Source organism: Mesorhizobium sp. CNPSo 4671 (assembly GCF_057784245.1).
In genome coordinates, this window is the sequence record NZ_JBWLUW010000008.1 from 1 (window position 1) to 24,685 (window position 24,685).

The window sequence follows — 24,685 nt, forward strand, 5'->3', positions numbered from 1 at the left end:
TGAAGGAATCCGACATTATGGGCATCATCGGCTGATCATCGGCCTCACCGTCAACTGAATTCCGGGCTTACCCCAAGCCCCTGCCAGGAGCTAAAAATGGCTGCTAAAGACGTAAAATTCTCCCGTGATGCCCGCGAGCGCATGCTGCGCGGCGTCAACATCCTCGCCGACGCGGTGAAGGTGACCCTCGGCCCCAAGGGCCGCAACGTCGTCATCGACAAGTCGTTCGGCGCCCCGCGCATCACCAAGGACGGCGTCACCGTCGCCAAGGAAATCGAACTTGAAGACAAGTTCGAGAACATGGGCGCGCAGATGGTCCGCGAAGTCGCTTCGAAGACCAACGACATCGCCGGCGACGGCACCACGACCGCGACCGTTCTGGCGCAGTCGATCGTCCAGGAAGGCCATAAGGCGGTTGCCGCCGGCATGAACCCGATGGACCTGAAGCGCGGTATCGATCTGGCCGTCAGCGAAGTCGTCACGGCTCTCGGCAAGGCTGCCAAGAAGATCAAGACCTCCGAGGAAGTTGCCCAGGTCGGCACGATCTCGGCCAATGGCGACGAGTCGGTCGGCAAGATGATCGCGGAAGCGATGCAGAAGGTCGGCAACGAAGGCGTCATCACCGTCGAGGAAGCCAAGACCGCCGAGACCGAACTCGAAGTCGTCGAGGGCATGCAGTTTGATCGCGGCTATCTCTCGCCGTACTTCGTCACCAACGCCGACAAGATGGTTGCCGATCTCGAGGACGCCTACATCCTGCTCCACGAGAAGAAGCTCTCCAACCTGCAGGCCATGCTGCCGGTCCTCGAAGCCGTCGTGCAGACCTCCAAGCCGCTGCTCATCATCTCGGAAGACGTCGAAGGCGAGGCTCTGGCCACGCTGGTCGTCAACAAGCTGCGTGGTGGCCTGAAGATCGCTGCCGTCAAGGCTCCGGGCTTCGGTGATCGCCGCAAGGCCATGCTGGAAGACATCGCCATCCTCACCGGTGGCCAGGTCATCTCGGAAGACCTCGGCATCAAGCTCGAAAACGTCGGCCTCAACATGCTCGGCCGCGCCAAGAAGGTGTCGATCTCCAAGGAGAACACCACCATCGTCGACGGTGCCGGCAAGAAGGCCGAGATCCAGGGTCGCGTTGCCCAGATCAAGCAGCAGATCGAAGAGACCACCTCGGACTACGACAAGGAGAAGCTGCAGGAACGTCTGGCGAAGCTCGCTGGCGGCGTTGCGGTGATCCGCGTCGGCGGTGCGACGGAAGTCGAAGTCAAGGAAAAGAAGGACCGCGTTGACGACGCTTTGAACGCGACCCGCGCGGCCGTGGAAGAAGGCATCGTTGCTGGCGGTGGCGTGGCCCTGCTGCGCGCTTCGGCCAACATCAAGGCCACCGGCGCCAATGCCGACCAGGCCGCAGGCATCAACATCGTGCGTCGTGCGCTGCAGGCTCCGGCCCGCCAGATCGCCTCGAACGCCGGTGCGGAAGCTTCGATCGTTGCCGGCAAGATCCTTGAGAACAAGGGCGCGACCTTCGGTTACAACGCCCAGACCGGCGAATATGGCGACATGATCGCCATGGGTATCGTCGACCCGGTCAAGGTTGTCCGTACGGCTCTCCAGGACGCGGCTTCGGTCGCCGGCCTGCTCGTCACCACCGAAGCCATGATCGCGGAGGCTCCGAAGAAGGAGTCGGCTGGCGGCGGCATGCCCGGCGGCATGGGCGGCGGCGGCATGGGCGGCATGGGCGGCATGGATTTCTAATCCAGCCAACCTGGCTTATGCGTACGAAAGGGCGGCAGCGATGCCGCCCTTTTTGTTTCCGTGGTCATGTCGCCTTAGACAACCTCGGCGAGTTCGATCAGATTGCCGAACGGGTCGGCGAAGAAGGCCAGCTTGCGGCTGATGTCGTCGAGCTTGAACGGCTCGGTGACGATGGTGACGCCGCGCTTGCGCTGTTCGGCGACCGTCGCTTCGATGTCGGCCACGTTGATGCAGAAATGATGATAGCCGGAGTAGTGCAGGCTATCGGCGAGATCCTTGCAGGCCGGCGCATCGATCGGCAGCGGATCACCGCCGCCCAGCAATTCGATCATGAAATGATCGTCATTGGCCGGCGCCAGATAGGCGAGCTGCTCGTCGGCGAATGGCCATTCGTGAACGACACGGAAATCGAGCTCGTCGACATACCAGTTCTTGGCGATCTCGTAGTTGGGGACGCGCAGCGCCACGTGACCGCGCCCTACACATTCGCGACCGTGCTGCCGGCCTTCCTCACATCGCTGGCGAATGGCCCGAACCTCAGCGCCGGCGCATGCTTTCCGAACCAGGGGGCCTACCTTCAGACAGTGGCATCCGCGCGTTGCCGCACCTCACCGGCAAGTACCGCGGCTTCGATCAGCGCCGCGACCTCGTCGGCCACCGCCTGTAGCGGAGCGCGGTCGCGGGTGGCGCGGGCGATCACCATCAGCCCTTCCAGCGACGATTCCACCAGCAGCGCCAGAGCGTGGGCGCGGCGTTCAGGCACCCCTGCCCGCATGAAGGCCTCGCACAGCAGGCCTATCCACTGCTCGAATGCGGCGCGGCAGATCTCGGCCAGGTCTGGCACGTCGTTCGGCGCGTCGAGCACCACCGGCGCGATCGGGCAGCCGAGCGAGAACTCGTTCTCCTCCAGCATGCGGGCCACCGACTGGTAAATGTGATGCACAGCGACCGCCGGATCGTGTTCCGCCGCCAGCGCCGCGCCAAGACGCTCCGTCACGCCGGCCACGCTGTCGCGTGTCACCTCGATGACCAGTTGGTCCTTGCCGCCCGGAAAATGGAAGTAGAGCGAGCCTCGTGGCGCGCCACTGGCGCTCAAAATGTCGTTCAGTGATGTGCCGTGATAGCCGCGCCGCCGCAAAAGCAGCGCCGTCGCTTCGATCATACGGGTGCGTGTGTCTGTCGCCATGTCAGCCTCTGTCAGGAATGCGCATTATAGGCCTTGCTCCGAATATGACAACCGGTCTACATAATATGTAGATCGGTCTACATATTATGGAGACAACAATGCAGCGCTACCGACTTGAGGGTTTTGGCGGGATCGAGAAGCTGGCAACGCGCGAAGAGGCAATACCCGAGCCCGGCGCGCATCAGATCCTGGTGCGAGTGCACGCCACGTCGCTTAACCGCCGCGACGCGATGATCCTCAAGGGCACATACCCGCTGCCACCCCGCGCTGGCATCGTTCCATTGAGCGACGGAGCCGGGGAAGTGGTGGCGATCGGCGACGGCGTCACGCGCTTTGCGGTCGGCGACCGTGTCACCGGCAGCTATTTCGCGCGCTGGATCGACGGCCGGCTTCGTCCCGAAATCATCGACCAGCTGGGCTGCACGCTGGACGGCATGCTCAGCGAATACGCGCTGCTCGACGAGCAATGGGCCGCGCGGTTGCCCGTGCATCTCTCCTGGCAGGAAGCCGCGACCTTCACCTGCGCCGGTTTGACTGCCTGGAGCGCATTGACAGGAGCGGAGATTCCGCAGCCCGGACAATGGGTTTTGACCATCGGCTCAGGCGGCGTGGCGCTGTTCGCGCTGCAGTTCGCCAAGATGCTTGGCTGCCGCGTCGCCGCCGTCACCTCGCGCGCTGAAAAGACTGACCGGCTGCGCGCGCTTGGCGCCGATATCGTCATCGCCGCCAGCGAGACGCCGGAATGGGGCATGAAGCTGCGCGAGGCGACCGGCGGCATCGATCTGGTGGTGGAGACAGGCGGTCCAACGACCTTCACGCAATCGCTGATCGCAAGCTCCCTTTATGGCCGCATCGTTGTGCTGACCGTTCAGGATGCGAAGGGCAATTCGATCGAGATCCCGGGCGCTATCTATCAGCGAAGCCTCGCCACCATTGGCCGCGTGTTCGTCGGCAACCGCAATGGGCTGGAGGCGATGCTGGCCGCAGTCGGCAAGCACCAGCTGAAGCCGATCATCGACAGGGTCTTTCCGTTCGCCGAGGCGCGCGAGGCCTATCGGCATTTCATGCAGGGCGATGTCATCGGCAAGGTTGTCATCGACTGCGCATGATCCCGCATTCCATCAACCAGAGGAGAGCAAGCAATGACTGTTCGCGATGCATCGGCCGAATGGCGCGGCACACTCAAGGAAGGATCCGGCCGGCTCAGGCTGGGCAGCGGTGTCTTCGAAGGCGCCTACTCGTTCCCGTCCCGGTTCGAGAACGGTCCCGGCACCAACCCGGAGGAACTCATCGCAGCAGCCCATGCCGGCTGCTTCTCGATGGCGCTGAGCGCCATCCTCGGCAGCGAAGGCCACACGCCCGACAGCATCCGCACCATCGCGAAGGCGCATCTCGGCGCGACCGCAGCCGGGCCGACAATCACCCGCATCGAACTGGAGACGGAAGCCAGCGTCGCAGGGATTGCCGCCGAGGATTTCGAGCGGCTGGCGCAAAAGGCCAAGGCGGCCTGCCTGGTCTCGCGGGCGCTGGCCGGCGTCGCCAGCATCACGCTCAAGGCAGCGCTGACCTGACACCTCGACGACTGAAACGGAAGGAGCAAATCCATGGAACTGATCATCGACAGCACCGCTGCCGCGCGCTCCGGCGAGACGGCGCAGATGATGCGGCGCTTCAACGACGTCTTCCAGCACCACGACCCGTCGGCGCTTGCCGATCTGGTTGCTGAAGACTGCGTGATCGAGAACACCACGCCCGCGCCGGACGGCGCGCGCCGCGCCGGCAAGGCGGCTTGCATCGAATTGTGGTCGGCGATCGTCACCCAGCCAGGCACGCGCTTCGACCTCGAGGAGACCTTTGTTGCCGGCGACCGGGCGACGATACGCTGGCGCTACTGGCTGGCCGACCACACCTCCGTCCGCGGCGTCAATCTGATGCGCGTCCAGGACGGCCGCATCGTCGAGGCGATGGGCTATGTGAAGGGATAGTCGGCCGATCGCCGCTACCGATCAGCCAATGCCAGCTTGGCGCCAAGCATGACGAAGGCGCCGGCAAACGTCCGGCGCATCCAGGTCAGCACCATCGGCCGTGAGGCGACATGGCTGCGGATCGAAGCGGCGAAGATGCCGTAGCCGACGAAAACCACGAAGGTCAAAAGCATGAAGACGGAGCTGAGTTCCAGCATCTTCGACAGCGCATTGGGCTCGGTGGTGCTGACGAATTGCGGCAGGAAGGCGAAAAAGAAGATCGATAGTTTCGGATTGAGCACGTTGACGAGGATGCCGGTGGCGATCACCTTGCCGGCCGAGCGCGGCGCGACATCGTCCTCGACGCTGAGCCCGCCCTTCTCCTTCAGCGTGTTCCAGGCCATGTAGAGGAGATAGGCGACGCCGAGATATTTCAGCGTCTCGAAGGCGACCGCGCTGGTGTGCAGCAGCGCCGCGAGGCCGGTGATGGCGGCTGCCATATGCGGGACGATGCCGAGCGTGCAGCCGAAGGCGGCGATGATGGAAGCCCGCGCACCGCGCGAAAGTCCGGCGCTCAGCTTGTAGAGAACGCCGGTGCCGGGCGAGGCCACGACGATCAGCGACGTCAACAGGAATTCGATGCTCACGATGGTTCCTCCACGGCCCTGCCCTGACGCAGCGTAGCCAGCAAGGAGGCTTCGTCAAGCCGCCCACAATTCTAGGACGTCGGCAATCCGTGCTCCCGGCGCGCTATCAAGCACTCTTCGTCGCCAGGCATGCACGCGCGGCAGACATCCGGGCGGACGTCGTAGACGCCGCAAGCGGTCGACTTGCCGACTTCGCCCGACAGCGCCGAACAGCGCACGCCCTCACAGCGCATGCCCGACAGGTCGGCCGCTACATATTTTTCTGGGATGCGGTCGAGTTGCGCATCGTCCTCGGTGGAGAAGCGCGGCCATTCGGCCGAATAGGAACAGCACGCGCCGCAGCTCTGGCAGTCGAAGAGCGGAGCGGTCTCGTGTTGCGACGACGAAAGGCTTGCGGCAGCGACCAGGGCGAGCAGCCCCGGCGCGGCAGGATTACGATCGGCGTCCTGCGGCAAGGCGCTATTTCTTCTTGCCTGTCTTGCGCGCCGGCGCTTCGACCGGCGACTTGAACAGATCGGTCGCGGCGTCGGCGGGTTCGCCGGGCTTCGCGGCAACCGGCTTGGCCGGTTTCGCAGCGGGAACCGGCGCTGCCGGCTGGTCCTTGGCGGAGAATTTAATGGCCATGTCAGTCCTCGTCGGCGAAACGCGATGATGGTGCGCGCGGATTGCGCAAGCGGCCGATCAGCGCCGAAACCGCCGTGATGTTCATTTCCTCGGGCGACCAGTTCCTGGCTTCCGCGATGTGATGCGGCGCCAACTCACGATGCGTGCTGCCGCTGTAGGCGGCATCCTGGTAAGTCACACGCTCCTGGGTCCTTTTGTCCTCGCGGACATATTCGATCAGGTAGTTCGGGGCTTCGGCGCGGCCGCGCACGCCGACACGAACCTGTGCATCGCCATGGGCGCGCCTGCAGCGCTCGAGTTTTTCCAGCACGCGCCGGACATATTCGACCGGCTTGTCCAGGGTTTCGACCATGTCGGCGATGGTCGCATCGGCCGCGATTGGCGTTGGCGGTACGCGCTTGGTGGCCATCAGCGTTTTCCGGCTCGTTTCGGCAGCGCCGCGAGCGCTGCGGCCGCCGCCATCTCGTCCGCTTCCTTTTCCAGGCGCAGTTCGCGCAAGCGGGCGGTCTTGGCTTCCCGCGCCTCGCTGACGGCATCACGCTCGGATAGGATGCGGCCGAGCGACATCGACTGGGTCTGCGTCTTGCTGAACAGCGACACCGCCGGATCGGCGGCCTTCGGATTGGCGGTCAAAATCTTTCTCCTGTCAGGAGCCTGGTGCCGATAGGCGAGACCGGGTCTTCGGTCAGGACCACGCACAAAGCAACACTGCATTGGGGCAATACGGCAGCGGATTCAAATTGCTAAGGCGTTCCTTAGCACGTTCAGCCCGACGCGCAGCGCATTTTCGGCGGCAACAAGCGTAAAATGAAAAAGGCCAGGCACCGCCTGACCTTCCATGGGAGCACCGCGCATCCAATTGGATGCGCAGGAACACTCCTCTCATGCGCATGATGTGCCTTGGAAACTTAGGTTTCCAAGGCCACGCGCCCGAATTCGCCCTTCACCGGTGCCAGTACATCCGTGGTCACCGGGAGGACTGAATTCTTTCTTCAGGCCGCTTTCAACTGGTCGGCGGACATCTTGCCCGACTTGTTGTCGCGGACCATCTCGTAGCCGAGCTTCTGGCCCTCGACGATGTCGCGCATGCCGGCGCGCTCTACGGCCGAGATGTGGACGAAAACGTCGGCCGAACCGTCGTCAGGCTGAATAAAACCAAAACCCTTGGTGGCGTTGAACCATTTAACTGTGCCGGTGCTCATAAACGAACCCTTTCCATGGCAAATATTCGTTAATCGCAGTGCGAATGCACAACGATTTTTGTCTCGATTTTTGATGGGGAAGTTCGTCAAAGGCGCGCATGCGTGCGCGGATAACAAAAGTCAGTCAAACAAATATCGACATGTTTCTTTTAGACTGCTTTTGCAGCCGAGTCAATTTCTGGTTTTCCAACGCTCTGAGTTCAATTCTGGGTTGCTCGACGCAGGGGCCTCAACTGACGAACCGGCTGAAAGACCGTGCGTCAAAAAAAGCACCGAGCCCGGAACCAAATCAGCGCCAGCGCATTTCAATGGTGTCAGCAATTTTGAAGAGCAATCTCAGGAATGCTGGCAAAAGGACGCCTCCCGCACAATAACCGGTGCGAGGGGCGTTCTTGTATCTGACGGATGCCGGGAGACTTGGCCGAAGCCGGCCGCGTGCCCATGCCGGTTGCCTACATGATCGTGCTGATCATGGGCAGGATCTCATAGCGAAAGCCGCGACCTGACTTTGCCACTGGATCGCCATCGGTCACCGCCTTTGCCTCGGCCTCGCTGCCGGCGCGCAGGATCAGCAGGCCCCAAGGGCCGGCCGGATCGGCAACGGGACCGGCCATGATCATCACGCCCTCGCGCAGCTTGCCGCGCAGGTAGTCGGCATGCCGGCCCATCAGCTCCCTCTCCTCCTCCGTCATGGTGAAGGCAAAATCCGGCCGCGGCGGAATCAGCCGGCAATGGAAGATTTTTGTCGTTGCGGTTTCATGCAGTGCTTTGTTGCTGGCCATCGGTCCTCCTCCAGGAGCGAAACCTTATTGCCACCTGTTGTCCGGCTTATTCGTCGGGACCGGGTTCCGGCCACGGCTCCTTCGCCGCCTCCGCATACCAGTGCCGCATCGCCGGTATTGCCAGAACAGCGTCGACATAGGCTCTGGTGTCGGGCGCGAGGTCGCCGCCATAGGTGTCGAAGCGGGTGACGACCGGCGCGTACATGGCATCGGCCGTGGTGAAATGACCGAACAGGAACGGGCCGCCTTTGCCATATTTTTCGCGACACTCGCGCCACAGCGCCTCGATGCGGGCCCGCTGCACTTCCCCTTCGGCGTCGAGCGGCTTGTGCCCCTTCGGCCGGCGCAAATTCATCGGCCAGCCATAGCGGACCTCGCGAAAACCGGAATGCATCTCGGTTGCCACCGCGCGCGCCAAGGCACGGGCGCCTATATCATCGGGCCAGAGTTTCTTCCCGGGAAACAGGTCGGCAAGATACTCAAGGATAGCAAGGGTTTCCCAGATAATCCTTCCATTGTGATCCAAGACCGGCACCTGACCGGTCGGCGACACTTTCGCCAGATTGGCAAAGGTCTCGGGCGTGCGCAGCCGCACAAAGCCCTCCTCGAACGGGATCTCCAGATGCCTCATCGCCACCCATGGCCTGAGCGACCATGAGGAGAAGCATTTGTTGCCGATGTAGAGTGTGAATTCCGCCATTTTTCTCCCCGTGCGCGCGATTGGTCGGCGCGTATCTACAGCCTAGCCTGCCTGCCTAGCCGCCGGAAGCCGCCTCGCGCGTTTCGTCTGCTTCCGCGTGGGTGCCTGGAACCTAAACGATGCCAGTCCGTTTATCCGCGCGGATGAATTCCCCGGAATTCAAAGACTCCCAGGAGATGCGAAAGTGGTGAACAGGGATCAGGTTGCTGGTATGGCCAAGCAGATTAAAGGCTCGGTAAAACAGGCGGCCGGCAAGGCGACCGGCAACAGGCGGACCCAGATTGAAGGCATGGTCGACAAGGTCGCCGGCAAGGTGCAGAAGGCCTATGGCGACGTGAAGGACAAGGTCAAGAAGGCGTTCTGATCGCGCATCCAGAAACGCTCCTATCGGAAAAGGCGGTCACCAAGGCCGCCTTTTTCACGTGCTCCAGCCCTTGCTGAAAGCGTTGGTGAAGGTGACCTCGCCATGGTCATCGGTCGCCTCGCCTAACACGACGTCCATGCCATCGCTGGTCACCCTGGCCACGGCGAACCCTCCCATATAGGCGGCCTTCGGCTTGAACAGATCAATCCCGTCACGACGATAGATCAGTGAGGCGTCATGCTGGTGGCCGTGGAAGATGCCGACGACATTGTAGCCCTTCAGCGCCGCCAGCAGCGCTTGCCTGTCAGCCTCGCCCCACCAGTGCGGCGGGCCGGCGCCCTCATCGTCGTAGGTTTTCTTGGCGGGATCCCACCGCTCCGTCGAAAATGTGTCCCAGCCATAGTGCTGGAACAGGATGACCGGGCGGCCGTCCGCCGCATAGGTCGCCAGATCCTGCTTCAGCCATGGCAGGCTGCTCTCGGCGCCATGGCCGGTGTCGCCGGCGAAACGATGCGTCTGGACGAGATGCAGGCCGCCCCAGTCCCATGAATAGCAGTCGGTGTCGACATCGTAGTCGGTGGCCGGCACGGGCGGCTTGAAGAACACGCCGGGGCGGTGGTTGACCTCGACATAGTCGCGCATCTCGCGCCGGTACCAGTCGACATGGTGCGGCGGACCGTTCTGGTCGAGATCGTGGTTGCCGAGCCCGACATAGACCGGCATGTGGACGCGATCCGGGCCAACGCCTTGGCTGTAGCGCTGGCTGAACTGCAGCAATTGCGTACCCTCGCTGGGCTGGGTGATCTGGCCGCCACCATCGTCGGTGATGTCGCCGCCGACGACAAGGCCGAGCGGCATGCCGATCCGGCTGCCGGCCGAACGCAAGCCGGTGGCGACGCCGTTGATCTCGGCCGGCCAGTCCTTGTCGCCGATGGCGTTCAATGCCGCGACATTGCGCAACAGCGCGGCGTCGGTCTTGCCCTCCTGCTGGCAGTTGGGGCTCAGGCCGCTCGCCATGCGGCAGGCATGGACATCGGCGATGAACAGGAAGGTCGCGTCGATCGGCTGTATGCGCTGCCCGGTCTGGCTGAACGCCGGGCGTGACAGCGCACCAGCCGCGGCAAGACCGACGGCCTGCGTCAGGAAGCTGCGTCGTGAAAACAATCTTGGCGATCGGTGATTCATCATCGGCGGAATTTCAGCACAAGCGGCGTCCGTCCGTCCAGTTTCGGCAATATCGCGACGGCCTTGAATCGCGACTGCGTCGACCATCGACATCGCACTGCACGTCTGCCACTTCTACCTGCACTTGCATTTTATTTTGAAAGAATCGGGGGAATGCTATGAAGAGCGCGTTTATCGGCATGGCATTGGCGGTTTTGCTGCCGGCAAGTGGTGCGTTTGCCGGTCCATGCGTCGATGCCAAATCGGCAAAAAATGGGTTCATCCTGGCGAGGCCCGGTATCCAGAGCGAATTTCGGCCCGTTGCCGGAGGGATGATCTCCGTCACCAACAACTACGAGTCTCAATCACCGCAAAAGCAGTTCCTGTTTGCCGGCCTGATCGAGGTTTTTCGCGACAGCTACACTGGGCGGCTGGCAATGATCCCGTTTTCCGACCTGCGAAAACTGTTTCCGCTGAGGGCCGGAGCAAAGAGCACGATCGAGTTTGTCGAGTTGTCGCCGGACAAGCAGCCTAAGGCCACCAAGACGCTGACGCTGGTGGTCAAGGGCAAGGAGACGTTCAGCCTGGGCGACTGCAAATACAATGTACTGGCCGTCAACGAGACCTTCAAGAACGCGGCCGGCGAGACGCTCGATGCATTCACCGCGCTTTATTCGCCTGACCTGCAGGCTGCTCTTGCCCGGCGCTATGATGAAGGCACCAGCGCGCAATCGGTCAATGGCTACGAGACGATCAAGCCGCTGGCCGAATAGAGGGTCTATGGTGCGCAAGAAGCCTTTGGACTGGTCTGATCAAAAGCGGCCTGGACGGAAGTTCGCAAGCAGCGGATGCTCATTGCCGTTGGCGATCTCGCCGGCGAGCAGTTCGCCCGCAATCAGACCGAGCGTTGCGCCGCTGTGGCTGAAGGCAACGTAATATCCCTGTATATCCTTCAACTGGCCGAAGACCGGCTCGCCGTCTCCGGGAATCGGCTTGGGGCCGACACCGTAGCTCTCCAATTCCAACTTTGGATGGCCCTCGAGAACCTTCGAGGCTTCATCGAGAAGCCCCTGGACGGTTGAACCCTTCACACCATAAGTGCCGTCGGAATTGACGACCACCTCTTCTTCCGACCAGGCGGAATCGAGCGCGAGGGCTCCGTCCGGCGTCGGCCGGATGGCGACGCGCGGTGTGTTGAGCACGGCCCGAAGCGGCGAGCCCACCGGCTTGGTCCTGACGAGCAGCGCGATCGGCGTCCCGTCGGCGATATGCCGGCCGGCGTCCGCAACCATTCGCGGCACGTCGCCGCCGGTCGCCAGGAGTACAGCATCGGCAGCAAGGCTGATGCCGCTTGTCGTGATGACGCCGGTGGCGCGACCGTCGACGACAGTGACCGCAGCGCTTCCGGCATCGGTGACGACTTGCCCGCCACGCTCGACGAATTCCGCGATCAATATCTCGATCAGCGACGGCAGATCGACCCAGCCCTCGCCCGGATTGAAGATCGCGCCTTGAGGCGTGACAGCGCTTGCGGCGACACCTGGCGTGGCTGAGGCTATGGCGCCGGCGGACAGATGTTGCGCATCATAGCCGATGGCTTTTTCATGAGCGAAGACATCGACGATCTCGTTCGAGGCATTGTCCGCATCCCATGTCAGGCCACCGTCGAAACGCAGCCAGGCGGCATCCGGATATCTCGCCGATAGCGTCCGGTAGCGGTCGATGCCGATCATGCGCAGGCGATGATACTCGGCCGATCGCTTGCGCGCGGAGTTGAGCCAGGCGAGCGAGCGGCCGGAAGCGCCCTTGGCGAGCGGCCCATCATTGACCAGAACGGTTTGGATGCCGAGCCTTGCCAGATGAACGGCCGAGGAGACACCGAAAATGCCGCCCCCGACAACAACGACCTTTGAGACGAAATGTGCTGTAGCCATGGGATATTCTTTCACGGGTGGAGATTGGATTGGGCGGCCATCCCAGGGGTCATGCGGATGGTGCGACTAGAGCACTTCGGCAAGGAAGTGCTTCAGACGCGTGCTTTTCGGCGTGTCGAAAATCGCTGCAGGCGTGCCGGCCTCGATGACGCGACCTTCATCCATGAAGACGACCTGATCGGCGACCTTGCGGGCAAAGCCCATTTCATGGGTGACCACGACCATTGTCATGCCGCGCCGGCCGAGATCCGCCATAAGGTTGAGAACGCCCTTCACCAGTTCGGGATCAAGAGCGCTCGTCACCTCGTCGAACAGGATAACTTCCGGGTCCATTGCCAGCGCACGGGCGATCGCCACACGCTGCTGCTGGCCACCGGATAGGCTGCCGGGACGATGGTTCTTGCGGGCCGCCAGCCCGACATCGGCAAGGCGCGCCTCGGCGATACTCTCGGCCTCCTGCACCGGAAGGTGCTTGACCTTGGTTAGCGACAGCATGACGTTTTCCAGGGCTGTGTGGTCGGGAAACAGGTTGAACTGCTGGAACACCATGCCGACCCGCCGGCGCAGTTTTTCCGGCTTCATCGCCAGGATGCTGGCACCGTCGAGCAGCACGTCACCGCCTTTGGGTTCAACCAGGCGGTTGAGGCAACGCAGCAAGGTCGACTTGCCCGACCCTGACGGACCAATGACACAGGTGACCGTCCCCGGCCTGACCGTCAGGCTGACACCCTTGAGAACATCGAGATTGCCATAGGCCATGTCGAGATCGGTGATGGTGAGACTGCCGCCCTTGAAGCGGGGAAGCGCAGAGTTGCCCTCAAGACTGGTCTGCGCCGGTGGATTGCTGATGGCGTTTTCCAGTTCATCGACCTCGGCGAGACCGCTGGTGACGAGACCGGCCTTTTGCTTTCCGGCGCGTAGCGAGTTGTCGATGTAATTGACTACGTGGGTCAAGGGGACGGTGATGACGAGATAGAATACGCCGGCCAGAAGCAATGGAGAGAGGTTTCCGGTGACCACCGCCTGGTCCTGGCCGACACGGAAAATCTCACGCTCCGACGCGAGCAGACCGAGGAAGTAGACAAGGCTCGAATCCTTGACGTTGCCGATGAACTGGTTGACCAGGGCCGGCAAGACGCGGCGGATGCCCTGCGGGATCACGATCAGCCGCATGCCTTGGCCGTAGCTCATGCTGAGCGCCCTGCAGGCCTCCATCTGCCCGCGCTCGACGCTCTGGATGCCCGAGCGGAAGATTTCGCCGATATAGGCACCCGCGATCAGGCTGAGGGCAAGAATGCCGAGCGGATAGGGCGAAGGTCCAAAGATTTCACGGCCGATGCGGGCAAAGCCCTGGCCGATCAGCAGAATGGTGACGATCGCCGGAAGGCCACGGAAAATATCGGTGTAGACCCGGGCGGGAAGGCGCAGCCAGCGCGATTGCGAGATGCCCATGACAGCCAGGATCATGCCGAGAACGACGCCCAGCACCGTGGACGCGGCCGCGAGGATCAAGGTGTTCTTCAATCCGATGGTGATCATGCTCGGCAGCACGTCCGCCATGGCCTGCCAGTCAAGGAAACTGCGCCGCAGGTTTTCAAGCCAGTTCATTCGGTCCCCTTTTCCACTGCGCCATTCGTGCCATCAGGAAATCAGGCGCAACGGCGTGTCGTCCAGCCGCCGGCCGTCAAGGCCGGTGGCTGGAGGCGCGGTTACTTCTTGGGGAGATATTGATCGGGCATGGGGGAGCCGGGGAACCACTTCTCGTAGAGCGTCTTCCAGGTGCCGTCCTGCATGGCCGCGTGAAGGGAAGTGTTCAATGCCTCGCGGAACTTGTCGTTGCCCTTGCGCACGACAAAGCCGGCCGGCGCGTCAAAGGAAGGAATGTTGACCGCGATCTTCAGGTTCGGATAGCGAACGCCATAGTCCTTGGCGGCCTCGTAATCGAGGAAATGCGCGTCGACGGTTCCGTTGTTGAGTGCTGAAACGGCGGAGTTGTTGTCGGGGAATTTCACGAGATCGGTTCCGACAAAGTTCTTCGCCGCGTAGATTTCCTGGAGCGTCCCCTGCACGACGCCGAGGCGCTTGCCCTTGAGCCCGTCCGCCGATGTGATCGCCTTGTCCGAGGTCAGCACGGAGAGATAGCCCGCAAGGTACCCGTCGGAAAAGTCGACGGTCTTCTTGCGCGCTTCCGTCGTGCCGATTGCCGCGACCGCGACATCGAAGCGTTCGTTCGCAACCGAAGGCATCAGCGCCGAGAATTCCTGGCCGGTGAAGATCACCTGGTCCGGCTTGAATCCAAGGCGGCTCGCGACGTTGCGGAACAATTCGATATCGAAGCCGGTGAAGGTGCCATCCGCCTGGGTGAAAGCGTAAGGTTTGGCATCGCCCATGGTGCCGACGCTGATGACTTTCGCATCGATAAGACCATAGGGATTGTCCTCCGCGGCGGCGGCCGAAACCAATCCGGCGCCGATGCACACGGCCATGAGAGCCATTGCGCCGGTCCGGACCGGCGACATCAGCGACTTGAGAATTCCTATCCTGCGCATGTCTTCTCTCCACTCTGAAGGTCTGTTTCTTCTTGATCTTTGCGTCGAGCCCCGATCTCGCGCCCGATACCACCCGCCGCCATGACCACAGCATGACGCAGGAGGCTTTCGTCGCGCCTCGTGGCTCGCAATTTTCTAAAAGAGACCGGTCTCTTATTGATTGAGACCGGTCTCTTTGATAATCGTTATCGCCAGATTGACCTTCCGTCAACAACTCTTGTAGTCGTTCATCCGATGAAAAGAACCGCGCCCAAGACCCAGTCGATAACGGTCAGCGATGTCGCCCGCGCGGCAAACGTATCGAAAGCGACAGCCGCGCGCGTGCTGGGCGGATACGGTGTTGTCAGCGATACGATCCGCGCGGACGTCATGGCCGCGGCCAAGGCACTGGACTACCGTCCGAACGAATTGGCGCGCAGCATGACGACTGGCCGGTCCGGCATCATCGGGGTGGTTGTCGGCGACATCGAGAACCCGTTCTTCAGCCTCGCGGTGCGCGGCATCAGCGACGCGGCAAGGGCAGCCGGGTTCAACGTCATTCTGGCCAACTCCGGCGAGAGGATCGAGGCTGAAAAGGCAGCCGTGCGGCTGTTGATCGGCAAGCGCGTCGACGGGCTGATCGTCACGCCATCGGAATCGCGTGACATCTCACACCTGCGCGATATCCATCGTTCAGGCCGGCCGCTTGCCCTGCTCGACAGGGCGCTGCCCGATCTGGATGTCGATACAGTCACGGTCGACGATCGCGGCATCGCCATGCGGGCAACCCGCATTCTCGTGGATGCCGGACACCGCAACATCGCCTATGTGACCGCGGTCGATGCCGAAGGGCACGAGTACCGCGATCTCGGGCAAATCTACACCTCGTCGGTCCGCGAGCGCATCGACGGCTTCCTCACCGTGTGCCGGGATGCGGCCATTGATCGGCCAGAACGTTATGTTCGCCTTGGTGCAACAAGCCCCGCCGAAACGCGCAGGGTTGCCAACGAGATGCTGTCCGGGCCGGATCGGCCGACGGCGATCCTTGCTTCGGACAGCGTCATAGCACTGGAGATATTCCGGGTAATCCGCCAACGCGGCTTGCGGGTTCCCGAGGACATTTCGCTGATCACCTTCCATGATGCGGACTGGACGAGCGTGACGACCCCACCCATTACCGTCATCGACCAGCCCGTCTACGCGCTCGGCAAAAGTGTCGCGGAATTGCTTATCCGGCGCTTGAAGGGAGATCCACGCCCGGCGGAAAGGCTCATTTTGCCCACATCGATCTTCGAGCGCGGGTCCGTTGGCCCGCCCTCAAACGCCGTCGTCAAGCGCGCGTAGCGCGGCTGCGGCTCAGGCTTCGCCGAGAGCCGCCAGACAGTCATGCAGCACGGTCGCGTCCTGCGCTGTCTTGGCCATCGACATGGCGCCGGAATAGGTGGCGACGGCAAGTGCCGCAAAACGCCGGGGATCGGTGCCTTGCTCCCTGCCCGCCTGCTGGTCAGCCGTGATCTTGTCGGCGATCGCCTGGCGCCATGCCGCGAATATGCCGGCCAGGGCAGCCCGGAAATCGGGATCGGCGAGCGACAGTTCATGCGCCAGATTGTTGAGCGGACAGCCGCGCACGAAACCCTGCTGTTCCAGCTCCGCCGCCACGGCCTCGAATACGGCCCGTACTCCTTCGCGCGCCGAAGCCGCCGTCTTTACCGGCGCGATCCATGTCTCCTCGACCGCTGCTGCCACGCGCTCTTCGATCACCGCCAGGGCCAGCGCCTTCTTGGTCGGGAAATGATGATGCAGCGCGCCGCCGCTGACCCCTGCCGCCGCCATCAGGTCGCCGAGGCTGGAAGCGTGATAGCCGCGTGCCTGAAATGCCTCTTCGGCGACATCCAGGACTTTCCGGCGCATGCCCCCGGGGTCGTTGATGCGCTTTCGTGGCCTTGTGCCTGATCGAATGGTCATCTCTGCTGACATTGTTCGAGAATAGCATGTTGACAAAACAGGACAACCGGTCTGTTTATAAACAGGATGATCGCCCTGTTTTGGAGACTGCCGATGAACCTGCCGCTGAACGTCGCTTCGGAGGCCGCAGCGCTTGCCTCACCCGTCGTCGAGCTGAGGCAGTACACATTGAGGCCCGGGCAGCGCGAAACGCTGATTACCCTCTTCGATCGGGAGTTCATCGAAAGCCAGGAAGCCACCGGAATGACCATCATCGGCCAGTTCCGCGATCTGGACCGTCCCGACATGTTCGTCTGGCTGCGCGGCTTCGATGGCATGGACGCCCGCAAGGAAGCGCTGAACGCTTTCTACGGCGGCCCGATCTGGGCAGCGCATCGCGATGTGGCCAATGCGACGATGATCGATTCCGACGACGTTCTGCTGCTGAGGCCGGCATGGCCGGGTGCCGGCTTCGACCTGTCTGGGCTTCAGCGGCCGGTTTCTGCCGAGCGCGAGAACTCTAGTGATGACGACCGTTTGGCTGGCATTGTTGTGATCCAGATTCATCATCTGCGACCGGGGGCGGAGACTGAATTCGCCGATCGCTTCGCGGCCGAGGCGGCGCCAACGATGACGGCACCCGACGCAGCCTCCTTGCCGCCTTTGTCACGGAGCATGCCGAAAACAGCTTTCCGCGCCTGCCGGTCCGGACCAGCGAAAACGTCTTTATTTCCGTTACCGGCTTCGACGGCGTCGACGCGCACGCACGCCATGAAGCCGCCTTGGCCGCATCGCCAAATTGGCAGGCCTTTTGGTCGGCAGTTCAGCTTGATCTGGCCAAACCATCGGAGACTTTGCGGCTGTCGCCCACGTCGCGATCGCTGATCGGGCGTTAGATTTCAAATGCCTCGATGATGGCCCGCGCGACCAAGGCCGGGTCCTCCCAATGCGGGTTGTGGCCACACGCTTCGGCACGCACAAGGCTTGCCGCCGCCAGGCAACGCAACAGCGCCTGCTGATGCGCCTCGCCGAACAGCGGGTCGCAGGCGCCCGCGACGATCAGCGTTCGGACCCGCACCTTTCGTACCGCACTGGTCAGGTCGGCCCGGCAAATCTCCTCCAGGATGACGCGCCAGCGCACCGCGGGCATTGCCGAGGCGTCCTTCGCCAGGCCGGCGAGAAACGGCTCGGGGACGCCGGGTCGGCAGGCATGCCACCAGGCATAGAACGGGTCGGCCGGTGATATCGGGTCGCGCAGGGCCTGGACACCGATGACGAGCGGATGATCCCACGCGAAATCGGGCTTCAACGTGCCGGCCAGGACCACCAATCCGCCGATGAGATCCTTGTGCCGCGCGGCCAGAGCGATGGCCACCATGGCGCCCAACGAATGGCCGACGACAACAGGCCGATCGAGCTGCAAATGCCCGATCAGGCCCGCAATGTCCTCGGTAAAGTCGGCGATCGCGAAGCCCTTGCCCGCTTGCGATGCGCCGTGGCCGCGCAGGTCGGGCATGATCAGCCGGCGGCCGGCCAGATGCGGCGCCAGGAGTGAGAAGCTGCGGCTGGTGTCGGTGAAGCCATGCACCAGAACCAGCGCCGGTTCGGCGCCCGAAATCTCGACATAGGCGATCTCGAGGCCGCCATGATTGATGGATTGCTTGCGATCGGCCCAGGCGTCCTGTTCCGCCCAGGCATCCGCAGCCGCTTCCAGAGCGACCGATGTCACAGGCCGAGCTTCTCCTTGACCGCGGCAAGGCCGGGCTTGCCGTCGAAGGTGGTGACGCCGGCGAGCCAGGCGTCGAGGCGGTTCTTGTTGGCCGTGATCGCCTTCAGCGCCCCGTCCTCCGGCTTCATGCCGTCATTGATGAGATAGCCCATGCCGACATTCTCGAAATCGATGTCGAAGGCGAGATTTTTCAGGAACTGCGCGACATTCGGGCATTGCTGCAGATAGCCCTTGCGCACCTGCGTCGTCACCGTCGCCGCGCCGAAATTCGGGCCAAAAAACTTGTCGCCACCGGTCAGATATTTGAAATCATACATGGTGTTCATCGGATGCGGGGCCCAGCCCTGGAAGACGATGAACTGCTTCTCCTTGATCTCATAGCCGACCTCGGAGAGCATACCGGCCTCGCTCGACTCGACCACTTGCCAGCCATCGAGACCGAGCGACGGGTCGGCGATGGCGTCCATCATCAGCTGGTTCGAACCAGGCTCGATGCCGTACATTTTCCTGCCGAACTTGTCGGCGAATTTATGCAGGTCGGCGAAGTCCTTCACACCGGCATCCCAGACATAGGTCGGAACGGCGAAGGTGTATTTGGCGCCCTCGAGATTGACGCGCACGTTCTCGACCGAGCCATCCTTCTTGTAGGGCTCGTAATAGGTGACCATGGCCGGATCCCAATAGCCGAGGAACAGGTCGAGATCGTTGTTCTTCATGCCTTCGTAGATGACGTTGATGCCCAGCACCGAGCTTTGCGGCTGGTAGCCGAGCGCACCGAGCAAGACATTGGCGACGCCGGTGGTGAAGGCGAGATCGTTCCAGCCCGGTTCGGCCATGCGCACCGGCCTGCACTGCTCGGCCTCGGCCGCTGAGGCAACATGAACGCCCAGCATCAGGGCTGCAAGACAGACGCCATTTGCAAGCATGCGGACCATTTCGATTCTCCTCGTCATCGGATTTTGACCATTTGGTCTTTTTATTGTCCCACCGGTCAATTCTTGATCTGAGCGGACGAAAATGTCAACGTGGATTCTCAATGACTGGATCGAACCCATGAAACTCAAGCGTCTCAGTGACATACGCCGCAAGGAGTTGCGGCAGGCCGCCTTCGCGGTGCTGGAGCGCGAGGGCATTGCCGGCGCGACGCTGGAAAAGGTGGCTGCCCATGCCGGCGCCTCCAAGGGCATCGTGCTGCACTATTTCCGCAACAAGCAGGAATTGTTCGAGCACGCGATGCGCGAGGCCAACGCCGTGCTGCGCGACGCGGTGGTCGCCCGGCTTCGCCAGGCGCGCACGCCGATGGAGCGGCTCGATGCGGTTATCGCCGGCAATTTCGAGGAGCATCTGTTCCTGCCGCCGCTATGCCATGCCTGGCTTTCGCTGTGCGCCGAGGTGCCACGCGACGAGAAGCTGGCGCGTATCCAGAAGGTGCTGCACGCGCGCATGCGCTCGAACCTGTTGTCCGGCCTGCGCGGGCTTGCCTCGCCCGGTGATGCCGACGACATCGCGCTTGGCGTCACCGCGCTGATCGACGGGCTTTGGCTGCGGCTCGGCCTGGAGCCGGGCAGCGTGTCGCGCGAACAGGCAATCCGCCAGGTCAAGGATTTCGTCGCTGCACGACTAGCCATGCGCCAGGATGCGACTGCCGGCGCGTAAGCCAGCCCGATTTCATACCACGCAGCAGGCGCGTGCCATCAGGCCGGCCAACCGGTCGCGCGCTTGCGCCCGCTCAAGACCGGATTTCAGATTGCCGCCGGCGGCGGCGTGATCTCCCAGCAGTTTCGCCCACGCCGCCACCGCCGCCGCGCGGGTCAGGCGGGTCTGTGCGAAATGCCGCGCCTCCGCGGCTATTTCGCTTTCCAGCTTCGGATTGGCGCGCAGCCACTCGATGCGCTTGGCCAGATCACACATGTCGCGCGCCACCGGAACCTAGTGGCGAAACGGCTCGATATCGTCGAAGAACCACTCGCGCCACGGCCGATCCTGCAGCAGCACGACACGTTTGGTGTGGAGCAGCATCTTGAAGCGGCCGCTGTAACCCGCCCCTTCGACATCGATCATGTATCTGTAGGTCGCGACCTGGTCTTCCATCGTCCTGAATTTGCCGGCGCCATCGTAATTCGCCTCAGTGTCATACGCCTCGATCAGATCCGGGCGGGCCGACGCGATCTCGACAATCATTTTGCGGGCACCGTTCATGCAGCGGCCCGCCTAGAACAACCTGTCATCGCGCGGCGGCTCTTCCGATGCCGCCGCCATCGCCCGCGTCTTCTGGTCATAGTCGTCGAACTTCGCGTCCGGCCAGCCATCGAAAACGAGATCGGGCGCGGCCACCTCGCCATAGCCGTCGGCTTGAGAGAAGGCGAAACGCGTGCGGAAATAGCGACGCCTTCGGCGCGACGGCGTATCGCCGAGAAGCATGTAGAGGGGCGGCAGGCTGCGGACGCTCAGGGATGCCAATGCCTCGGCTATCAAGGTCAGCACCTGCGCATGCCTTTCAAGCCACGCGGCGCGGCAGCGCACCTTGAGCTTTCCGCCTTCGAAACGGCAGTGGATTTCGCCGCGATTGAGCCCAGGCAGAAAGCGTCTGCCGACCTCGACGACGTCGACATCCATCGGAAGCACCTTCAGACCGGTGTTGAGTGGTGCCATTTTAAAAGACGTCTCGTCGCGACCCGTTTCGATCAACGCGGCTATCGTGTTGGCGCGGCGGATGCAAGGGCAGACGATCCCAGTGTTGGCACCTCGCGAAGTTCATACCGTGGGATAGGTCAGCGGCTTGACCCGGGCGTTGGCTATGCGGTGCTCTGGCATTGGCCAAGACGATTTCGGAGCGCCCTATGAGACTTCAGGACAAGCGTACGCTGGTGACCGGCGGCTCGGACGGCATCGGCCTGGCGATCGCCGAGGCGTTCGTGCGCGAGGGCGCCGATGTCCTGATCGTCGGCCGCGACGCCGGCAAGCTCGAAACCGCACGCCGGAAGCTGACGGCCCACGGGCCGGCTGGCGCCGTGGAGACGGTATCGGCAGACCTTGCCACCAGCCTCGGCGTTGCGACTGTCATCGAGCATGTGAAAGAGACCGGCCGGCCGCTCGACGTTCTGGTCAACAATGCCGGTGTCGCCTACCTCGTGCCGTTCGAGACCGTCAACGAGGCGCAGTTCCAGCACTCCTTCGCGCTCAACGTGACGGCGGCGTTCTTCCTCACCCAGGGGCTGCTGCAGCATTTCGGCGCTGGCGCATCCGTCATCAACATCTCCTCCTATTTCGCCAGCAAGATGATCCCGAAGCGGCCCTCCAGCCTCTACTCCTTGTCGAAGGGGGCACTGAACTCGCTGACCAAATCGCTGGCCTTCGAGCTCGGCCCGCGCGGCATCCGCATCAACGCCATCGCGCCGGGTACGGTCGACACCGCCATGCGGCGCAAGACCGTCGACAATCTGCCGATCGAGGCGCAGGCGGAGCTGAAGGCCTATGTCGAACGCAGCTACCCGCTGGGGCGCATCGGCCGCCCGGACGACCTCGCCGGCATGGCGGTTTATCTCGCCAGCAGCGAGGCGGCATGGACCAGTGGCGCTGTTTTCGCGGTCGACGGTGGATATACCGCGGGGTGAGTGCCGGCCGTCGCCCTCAACCAAACAGCTGCTTCCCGCGCGCAGCCCCGTCGACAGAAATAAAATACCAAACTCTATTTATACATACCATTTCATATCAATTAACCATCCAACTAATCGACCCGCCGCACTCATTACTTCACCGGCACATCTTTAGTAACTTTTTACATACGCAATGAATATTGCCCTCACTGCCGACGGGGATGTAAATGAATCTTTTGTTTGGATTTTCCGGGCGCATCGGCCGTGGGCAATGGTGGCTGGCCCAGTTCGTAGTGCTGGCCCTGCTGGTGGTGACCGTTGCCGCCTTGGTCCATGTCGGAGCTGCATCGGCCGGACACAGGCTCAGAGCGTTTCCCTCAGACAGTCTAAGTGCCAATCTGGTGCTGCTCATCGGCGCCGCGCTTTCGCTCTGGGTCAATTTCGCCGCAACGATCAAGCGGTACCATGATCTGGACAAATCGGGCCGATGGTCGCTGCTGTTGTTCCTTCCCTATATTGGCGGGCTATGGGTGCTCGTCGAATGCGGCTTTTTCTCCGGATCGGACGGCAACAACGACTATGGCCCGCCACCCGGCACGGGGGACTCGAGGAGCGACCTCAACGCCCACATCTCCCGTATGGCGGCCGAACGCTCTGTCCAGTTGCAATCGCGATCCACCAGACTGGAACAGCAAGCCAGCGGGATGGATTCCGCGCCTCCGGCACCGCAAACGAGGCGTCCCACAGGTCCAACGGGATTTGGCCGCCGCGGCCGTTAGGTCAAGGAAGAGAGTTCCGCGCACATGCAGCGGGAAGCTACACCTCGACCAGCGGCGGCATTTTTTGCGATCGAAAGCCGGTATACGGCGGGTGAATTGCCTTGCCGCTACGGCGCGGCAACTTGACCGGCGGCGCTTTCCACAAATCCAAGAGCGTCGACAACTTCCAGGATCTGATTGCGAATCCAGCGATGAGGTGGCTCGTCGTCGTGGCGTGCGTGCCAGTACATCCTGATTTCAGGAACAGCAATGGGAAGTGGCGGTTCAAACATGGCGAGCGGCAGGGTCTTGGCCGCCCAAACCGCGAACTGCCTGGGAACCGCGGAAAGGTAATTTCCGTTTGCCACGGCCAACGCGACGGCCTGAAAGTGCGGCAGTGCCAGCCCGACACGACGCTTTCGTCCGATCTTGCCGAGCGCCTCGTCGGTGGAGCCCGACATCGAACCGTCGATCGAGCGAAGAACGTGGGGCAGTTCGCAGAAAAGCTCAAGCGGCAGCGGCTCGCCATCTGCGATCCCCGCCTGTCTGATCGCAGCGTTGTCCCGCGCCGCAATGATTGCGAATGGCGAATGGAACAGCGGTACGCTGGAGACCCAGTCCAAGACCTCAAGCGGACGTTCCAGTGCCGCATCGATTTCATCATCCTGGAGCAGCCGCGAAACATCGCCGCGCGCGCTATCGAGAAACCTCAACGACACACGCGGCGCGATAGCCGCGACGCGGGCCGCCAGCGTCGGCATTAGCAGCATGGAAAAGAAATCCGCACCCATGAGCGTGAAGGTTCGCTCGAGCTCCGCCGGATCGAACGACTGCGCCGAATGGAAGGCGCGTTCGATCTCGCGCAGTGCCAGGCGCACCGGTTCCGCCAGGCTCTCCGCGCGCGGCGTGGGCACCATGTCGTTGCCGCGCCGCACGAACAGCTGGTCATTAAGAGTGTGGCGCAAGCGATTGAGCGCCGCGCTGACGGCCGGCTGGCTGAGGCCAATCTGCTCACCAGCGCGCGTCACGCTTTTCTCCCGCAGGAGCGCGTCGAGCACCCTGACGAGATTGAGATCGAGGCCATTCAAATTCATCGCATCAATTCGCCCCATACGATCATTGGATTTCCATCGCCGGCATGTCCCTGGTTAGGTCGTTGTCGGCGCCGCCCCGTCGGCAAAAGCGACCAAAGGAACAGAGAGCCATGACAATGACCTCCGGGACAATCACAGGCAAGGAACTCTTGTGGTTCAACAACACGCTCGTCGCGATCCAAATTTCATCGCACGCAGGGGCGGACGGCATCTGCGTCGTCGAACATCGTATGCCCCATGGTGACTCTCCGCCGCTGCATGTGCATCGGAACGAGGACGAGGTGTTTCACGTCCTCGAAGGGCGGCTGCGCTTTCAGATCGATGGCCATGAGCGGATTGCCGTCGCCGGCGAGACCGTCATCGCGCCGAAAGGCCTACCGCATACCTACCGGGTCGAGTCGCCCGAAGGCGCGCGCAGCCTCACCGTCACGTGCGGCTCCGATTTCGAGACGATTCTGCGTCGGGCGAGCCGTCCAGCAGAACGGCCGGAACTGCCGCTACAGATGGAGCCAACGCCAGAGATCATCGCGGCACTGGTGCAGCTCTGCGCAAGCAATGGCATCGACATCGTTGGCCCACCCTTAGTCTGACAAGGAGCAAGGCGGCCTTGAGGTAACGATCGGACGTACGGGTAACGAGGTGCGTTCCTTCAACCGATTTGCATCCGTGCCACCCGCAATCTCCGCTTGATGCGTTTTGTGCAACGCGATACGCCGT

The 24,685-nt window shown here is 62.5% G+C and carries 33 protein-coding genes; 12 read left to right on the forward strand and 21 right to left on the reverse strand.

The window, feature by feature from the left end:
* Window positions 1-96: 96 nt before the first annotated feature.
* Window positions 97-1,752 (forward strand): chaperonin GroEL, encoded by a 1,656-nt coding sequence (groL, locus tag AC04SF_RS21765; protein ID WP_096456696.1) that lies wholly within the window; start codon window positions 97-99, stop codon window positions 1,750-1,752.
* Between the two features lie 74 nt (window positions 1,753-1,826).
* Here the strand turns inward: groL and AC04SF_RS21770 are convergent, their stop codons facing one another.
* Both AC04SF_RS21770 and AC04SF_RS21775 read right to left on the reverse strand, forming a co-directional pair.
* Window positions 1,827-2,219, reverse strand: a complete 393-nt coding sequence (locus AC04SF_RS21770; protein WP_488479463.1) for a VOC family protein — start codon at window positions 2,217-2,219, stop codon at window positions 1,827-1,829.
* Window positions 2,220-2,329: 110 nt separating this feature from the next.
* A complete protein-coding gene (locus AC04SF_RS21775) occupies window positions 2,330-2,938 on the reverse strand; it encodes a TetR/AcrR family transcriptional regulator (protein ID WP_488479464.1) in 609 nt (202 codons plus the stop codon).
* A 98-nt stretch (window positions 2,939-3,036) separates the two neighbouring features.
* On the opposite strand from AC04SF_RS21775, the gene AC04SF_RS21780 reads away from it, so the two are divergent.
* The 3 genes from AC04SF_RS21780 to AC04SF_RS21790 are packed head-to-tail and all read left to right on the forward strand — an operon-like array spanning window position 3,037 to window position 4,923.
* Complete coding sequence (locus AC04SF_RS21780; RefSeq protein ID WP_096456692.1) at window positions 3,037-4,047, forward strand: zinc-dependent alcohol dehydrogenase family protein; 1,011 nt, start codon at window positions 3,037-3,039, stop codon at window positions 4,045-4,047.
* 33 nt (window positions 4,048-4,080) lie between these two features.
* Window positions 4,081-4,509 carry an OsmC family protein gene (locus AC04SF_RS21785; RefSeq protein WP_488479465.1) on the forward strand — a complete coding sequence of 143 codons (429 nt, stop codon included), beginning with the start codon at window positions 4,081-4,083 and terminating at the stop codon, window positions 4,507-4,509.
* 33 nt (window positions 4,510-4,542) lie between these two features.
* On the forward strand, window positions 4,543-4,923 hold the full coding sequence (locus AC04SF_RS21790) for a nuclear transport factor 2 family protein (RefSeq protein WP_488479466.1): 381 nt from the start codon (window positions 4,543-4,545) through the stop codon (window positions 4,921-4,923).
* A gap of 14 nt (window positions 4,924-4,937) precedes the next feature.
* Here AC04SF_RS21790 and AC04SF_RS21795 read toward each other — a convergent pair whose 3' ends face one another.
* The 8 genes from AC04SF_RS21795 to AC04SF_RS21830 all read right to left on the reverse strand — a co-directional run bounded on the left by AC04SF_RS21795 (window position 4,938) and on the right by AC04SF_RS21830 (window position 8,857).
* A complete protein-coding gene (locus AC04SF_RS21795; RefSeq protein WP_488479467.1) occupies window positions 4,938-5,549 on the reverse strand; it encodes a LysE family translocator in 612 nt (203 codons plus the stop codon).
* Between the two features lie 71 nt (window positions 5,550-5,620).
* Window positions 5,621-6,004 (reverse strand): YkgJ family cysteine cluster protein, encoded by a 384-nt coding sequence (locus AC04SF_RS21800; RefSeq protein WP_488479468.1) that lies wholly within the window; start codon window positions 6,002-6,004, stop codon window positions 5,621-5,623.
* A gap of 4 nt (window positions 6,005-6,008) precedes the next feature.
* Complete coding sequence (locus AC04SF_RS21805; RefSeq protein ID WP_488479469.1) at window positions 6,009-6,173, reverse strand: hypothetical protein; 165 nt, start codon at window positions 6,171-6,173, stop codon at window positions 6,009-6,011.
* Between the two features lies 1 nt (window position 6,174).
* Window positions 6,175-6,582, reverse strand: a complete 408-nt coding sequence (locus AC04SF_RS21810) for a hypothetical protein (protein ID WP_488479470.1) — start codon at window positions 6,580-6,582, stop codon at window positions 6,175-6,177.
* Window positions 6,582-6,806, reverse strand: a complete 225-nt coding sequence (locus tag AC04SF_RS21815; RefSeq protein ID WP_488479471.1) for a hypothetical protein — start codon at window positions 6,804-6,806, stop codon at window positions 6,582-6,584. The genes AC04SF_RS21810 and AC04SF_RS21815 overlap by 1 nt, the downstream gene beginning before the upstream one ends.
* A 359-nt stretch (window positions 6,807-7,165) precedes the next feature.
* Window positions 7,166-7,375: a cold-shock protein gene (locus tag AC04SF_RS21820; RefSeq protein WP_010915421.1), complete on the reverse strand. Its 210-nt coding sequence runs from the start codon at window positions 7,373-7,375 to the stop codon at window positions 7,166-7,168.
* 452 nt (window positions 7,376-7,827) lie between these two features.
* A complete protein-coding gene (locus AC04SF_RS21825) occupies window positions 7,828-8,157 on the reverse strand; it encodes a YciI family protein (RefSeq protein WP_488479472.1) in 330 nt (109 codons plus the stop codon).
* Between the two features lie 46 nt (window positions 8,158-8,203).
* A complete protein-coding gene (locus AC04SF_RS21830; protein ID WP_488479473.1) occupies window positions 8,204-8,857 on the reverse strand; it encodes a glutathione S-transferase family protein in 654 nt (217 codons plus the stop codon).
* A gap of 184 nt (window positions 8,858-9,041) precedes the next feature.
* Between AC04SF_RS21830 and AC04SF_RS21835 the strand changes: the two genes are divergently transcribed.
* On the forward strand, window positions 9,042-9,221 hold the full coding sequence (locus AC04SF_RS21835; RefSeq protein WP_274608591.1) for a CsbD family protein: 180 nt from the start codon (window positions 9,042-9,044) through the stop codon (window positions 9,219-9,221).
* A 54-nt stretch (window positions 9,222-9,275) separates the two neighbouring features.
* On the opposite strand, the gene AC04SF_RS21840 is transcribed toward AC04SF_RS21835, so the two are convergent.
* Complete coding sequence (locus AC04SF_RS21840; RefSeq protein ID WP_202350685.1) at window positions 9,276-10,409, reverse strand: metallophosphoesterase; 1,134 nt, start codon at window positions 10,407-10,409, stop codon at window positions 9,276-9,278.
* A gap of 155 nt (window positions 10,410-10,564) precedes the next feature.
* On the opposite strand from AC04SF_RS21840, the gene AC04SF_RS21845 reads away from it, so the two are divergent.
* Window positions 10,565-11,158 (forward strand): hypothetical protein, encoded by a 594-nt coding sequence (locus AC04SF_RS21845; protein WP_488479474.1) that lies wholly within the window; start codon window positions 10,565-10,567, stop codon window positions 11,156-11,158.
* A gap of 39 nt (window positions 11,159-11,197) precedes the next feature.
* Here the strand turns inward: AC04SF_RS21845 and AC04SF_RS21850 are convergent, their stop codons facing one another.
* The 3 genes from AC04SF_RS21850 to AC04SF_RS21860 form a co-directional block, all read right to left on the reverse strand.
* Window positions 11,198-12,319, reverse strand: coding sequence for an NAD(P)/FAD-dependent oxidoreductase (locus AC04SF_RS21850; protein WP_488479475.1), 1,122 nt, complete (start codon window positions 12,317-12,319; stop codon window positions 11,198-11,200).
* A 66-nt stretch (window positions 12,320-12,385) separates the two neighbouring features.
* Window positions 12,386-13,927 (reverse strand): amino acid ABC transporter permease/ATP-binding protein, encoded by a 1,542-nt coding sequence (locus AC04SF_RS21855; protein ID WP_096456668.1) that lies wholly within the window; start codon window positions 13,925-13,927, stop codon window positions 12,386-12,388.
* Window positions 13,928-14,028: 101 nt separating this feature from the next.
* A complete protein-coding gene (locus AC04SF_RS21860) occupies window positions 14,029-14,868 on the reverse strand; it encodes an ABC transporter substrate-binding protein (RefSeq protein WP_488479476.1) in 840 nt (279 codons plus the stop codon).
* A gap of 234 nt (window positions 14,869-15,102) precedes the next feature.
* Between AC04SF_RS21860 and AC04SF_RS21865 the strand changes: the two genes are divergently transcribed.
* Window positions 15,103-16,191, forward strand: coding sequence for a LacI family DNA-binding transcriptional regulator (locus AC04SF_RS21865; protein WP_488479732.1), 1,089 nt, complete (start codon window positions 15,103-15,105; stop codon window positions 16,189-16,191).
* Between the two features lie 12 nt (window positions 16,192-16,203).
* Here AC04SF_RS21865 and AC04SF_RS21870 read toward each other — a convergent pair whose 3' ends face one another.
* Window positions 16,204-16,758 (reverse strand): TetR/AcrR family transcriptional regulator, encoded by a 555-nt coding sequence (locus AC04SF_RS21870; protein WP_488479477.1) that lies wholly within the window; start codon window positions 16,756-16,758, stop codon window positions 16,204-16,206.
* Between the two features lie 147 nt (window positions 16,759-16,905).
* Here AC04SF_RS21870 and AC04SF_RS21875 point away from each other — a divergent pair, with 147 nt between their 5' ends.
* Window positions 16,906-17,676: an NIPSNAP family protein gene (locus tag AC04SF_RS21875; RefSeq protein ID WP_488479478.1), complete on the forward strand. Its 771-nt coding sequence runs from the start codon at window positions 16,906-16,908 to the stop codon at window positions 17,674-17,676.
* Window positions 17,677-17,683: 7 nt separating this feature from the next.
* Here AC04SF_RS21875 and AC04SF_RS21880 read toward each other — a convergent pair whose 3' ends face one another.
* Both AC04SF_RS21880 and choX read right to left on the reverse strand, forming a co-directional pair.
* Window positions 17,684-18,520, reverse strand: coding sequence for an alpha/beta fold hydrolase (locus AC04SF_RS21880; protein WP_488479479.1), 837 nt, complete (start codon window positions 18,518-18,520; stop codon window positions 17,684-17,686).
* A complete protein-coding gene (gene choX, locus AC04SF_RS21885) occupies window positions 18,517-19,455 on the reverse strand; it encodes a choline ABC transporter substrate-binding protein (RefSeq protein WP_488479480.1) in 939 nt (312 codons plus the stop codon). The genes AC04SF_RS21880 and choX overlap by 4 nt, the downstream gene beginning before the upstream one ends.
* A gap of 82 nt (window positions 19,456-19,537) precedes the next feature.
* Between choX and betI the strand changes: the two genes are divergently transcribed.
* Window positions 19,538-20,176: a choline-binding transcriptional repressor BetI gene (betI, locus tag AC04SF_RS21890; protein ID WP_488479481.1), complete on the forward strand. Its 639-nt coding sequence runs from the start codon at window positions 19,538-19,540 to the stop codon at window positions 20,174-20,176.
* A 12-nt stretch (window positions 20,177-20,188) separates the two neighbouring features.
* Here the strand turns inward: betI and AC04SF_RS21895 are convergent, their stop codons facing one another.
* From AC04SF_RS21895 to AC04SF_RS21905, 3 genes are read right to left on the reverse strand one after another with little or no spacing between them, the layout of a single operon-like run.
* Window positions 20,189-20,431: a hypothetical protein gene (locus tag AC04SF_RS21895; RefSeq protein ID WP_488479482.1), complete on the reverse strand. Its 243-nt coding sequence runs from the start codon at window positions 20,429-20,431 to the stop codon at window positions 20,189-20,191.
* 18 nt (window positions 20,432-20,449) lie between these two features.
* Entirely contained in the window at window positions 20,450-20,719 is a 270-nt protein-coding gene (locus AC04SF_RS21900; protein WP_488479483.1) for a glycosyl transferase family 90, read from the reverse strand.
* Between the two features lie 12 nt (window positions 20,720-20,731).
* Window positions 20,732-21,172 (reverse strand): hypothetical protein, encoded by a 441-nt coding sequence (locus AC04SF_RS21905; protein WP_488479484.1) that lies wholly within the window; start codon window positions 21,170-21,172, stop codon window positions 20,732-20,734.
* 188 nt (window positions 21,173-21,360) lie between these two features.
* Here AC04SF_RS21905 and AC04SF_RS21910 point away from each other — a divergent pair, with 188 nt between their 5' ends.
* Both AC04SF_RS21910 and AC04SF_RS21915 read left to right on the forward strand, forming a co-directional pair.
* Window positions 21,361-22,134: an SDR family NAD(P)-dependent oxidoreductase gene (locus AC04SF_RS21910; protein WP_488479485.1), complete on the forward strand. Its 774-nt coding sequence runs from the start codon at window positions 21,361-21,363 to the stop codon at window positions 22,132-22,134.
* 209 nt (window positions 22,135-22,343) lie between these two features.
* Window positions 22,344-22,895 carry a DUF805 domain-containing protein gene (locus AC04SF_RS21915; protein ID WP_488479486.1) on the forward strand — a complete coding sequence of 184 codons (552 nt, stop codon included), beginning with the start codon at window positions 22,344-22,346 and terminating at the stop codon, window positions 22,893-22,895.
* Between the two features lie 107 nt (window positions 22,896-23,002).
* Here AC04SF_RS21915 and AC04SF_RS21920 read toward each other — a convergent pair whose 3' ends face one another.
* A complete protein-coding gene (locus AC04SF_RS21920; RefSeq protein WP_488479487.1) occupies window positions 23,003-23,968 on the reverse strand; it encodes a LysR family transcriptional regulator in 966 nt (321 codons plus the stop codon).
* Between the two features lie 110 nt (window positions 23,969-24,078).
* Here AC04SF_RS21920 and AC04SF_RS21925 point away from each other — a divergent pair, with 110 nt between their 5' ends.
* Window positions 24,079-24,558 (forward strand): cupin domain-containing protein, encoded by a 480-nt coding sequence (locus tag AC04SF_RS21925; RefSeq protein WP_488479488.1) that lies wholly within the window; start codon window positions 24,079-24,081, stop codon window positions 24,556-24,558.
* Window positions 24,559-24,685 lie beyond the last annotated feature (127 nt).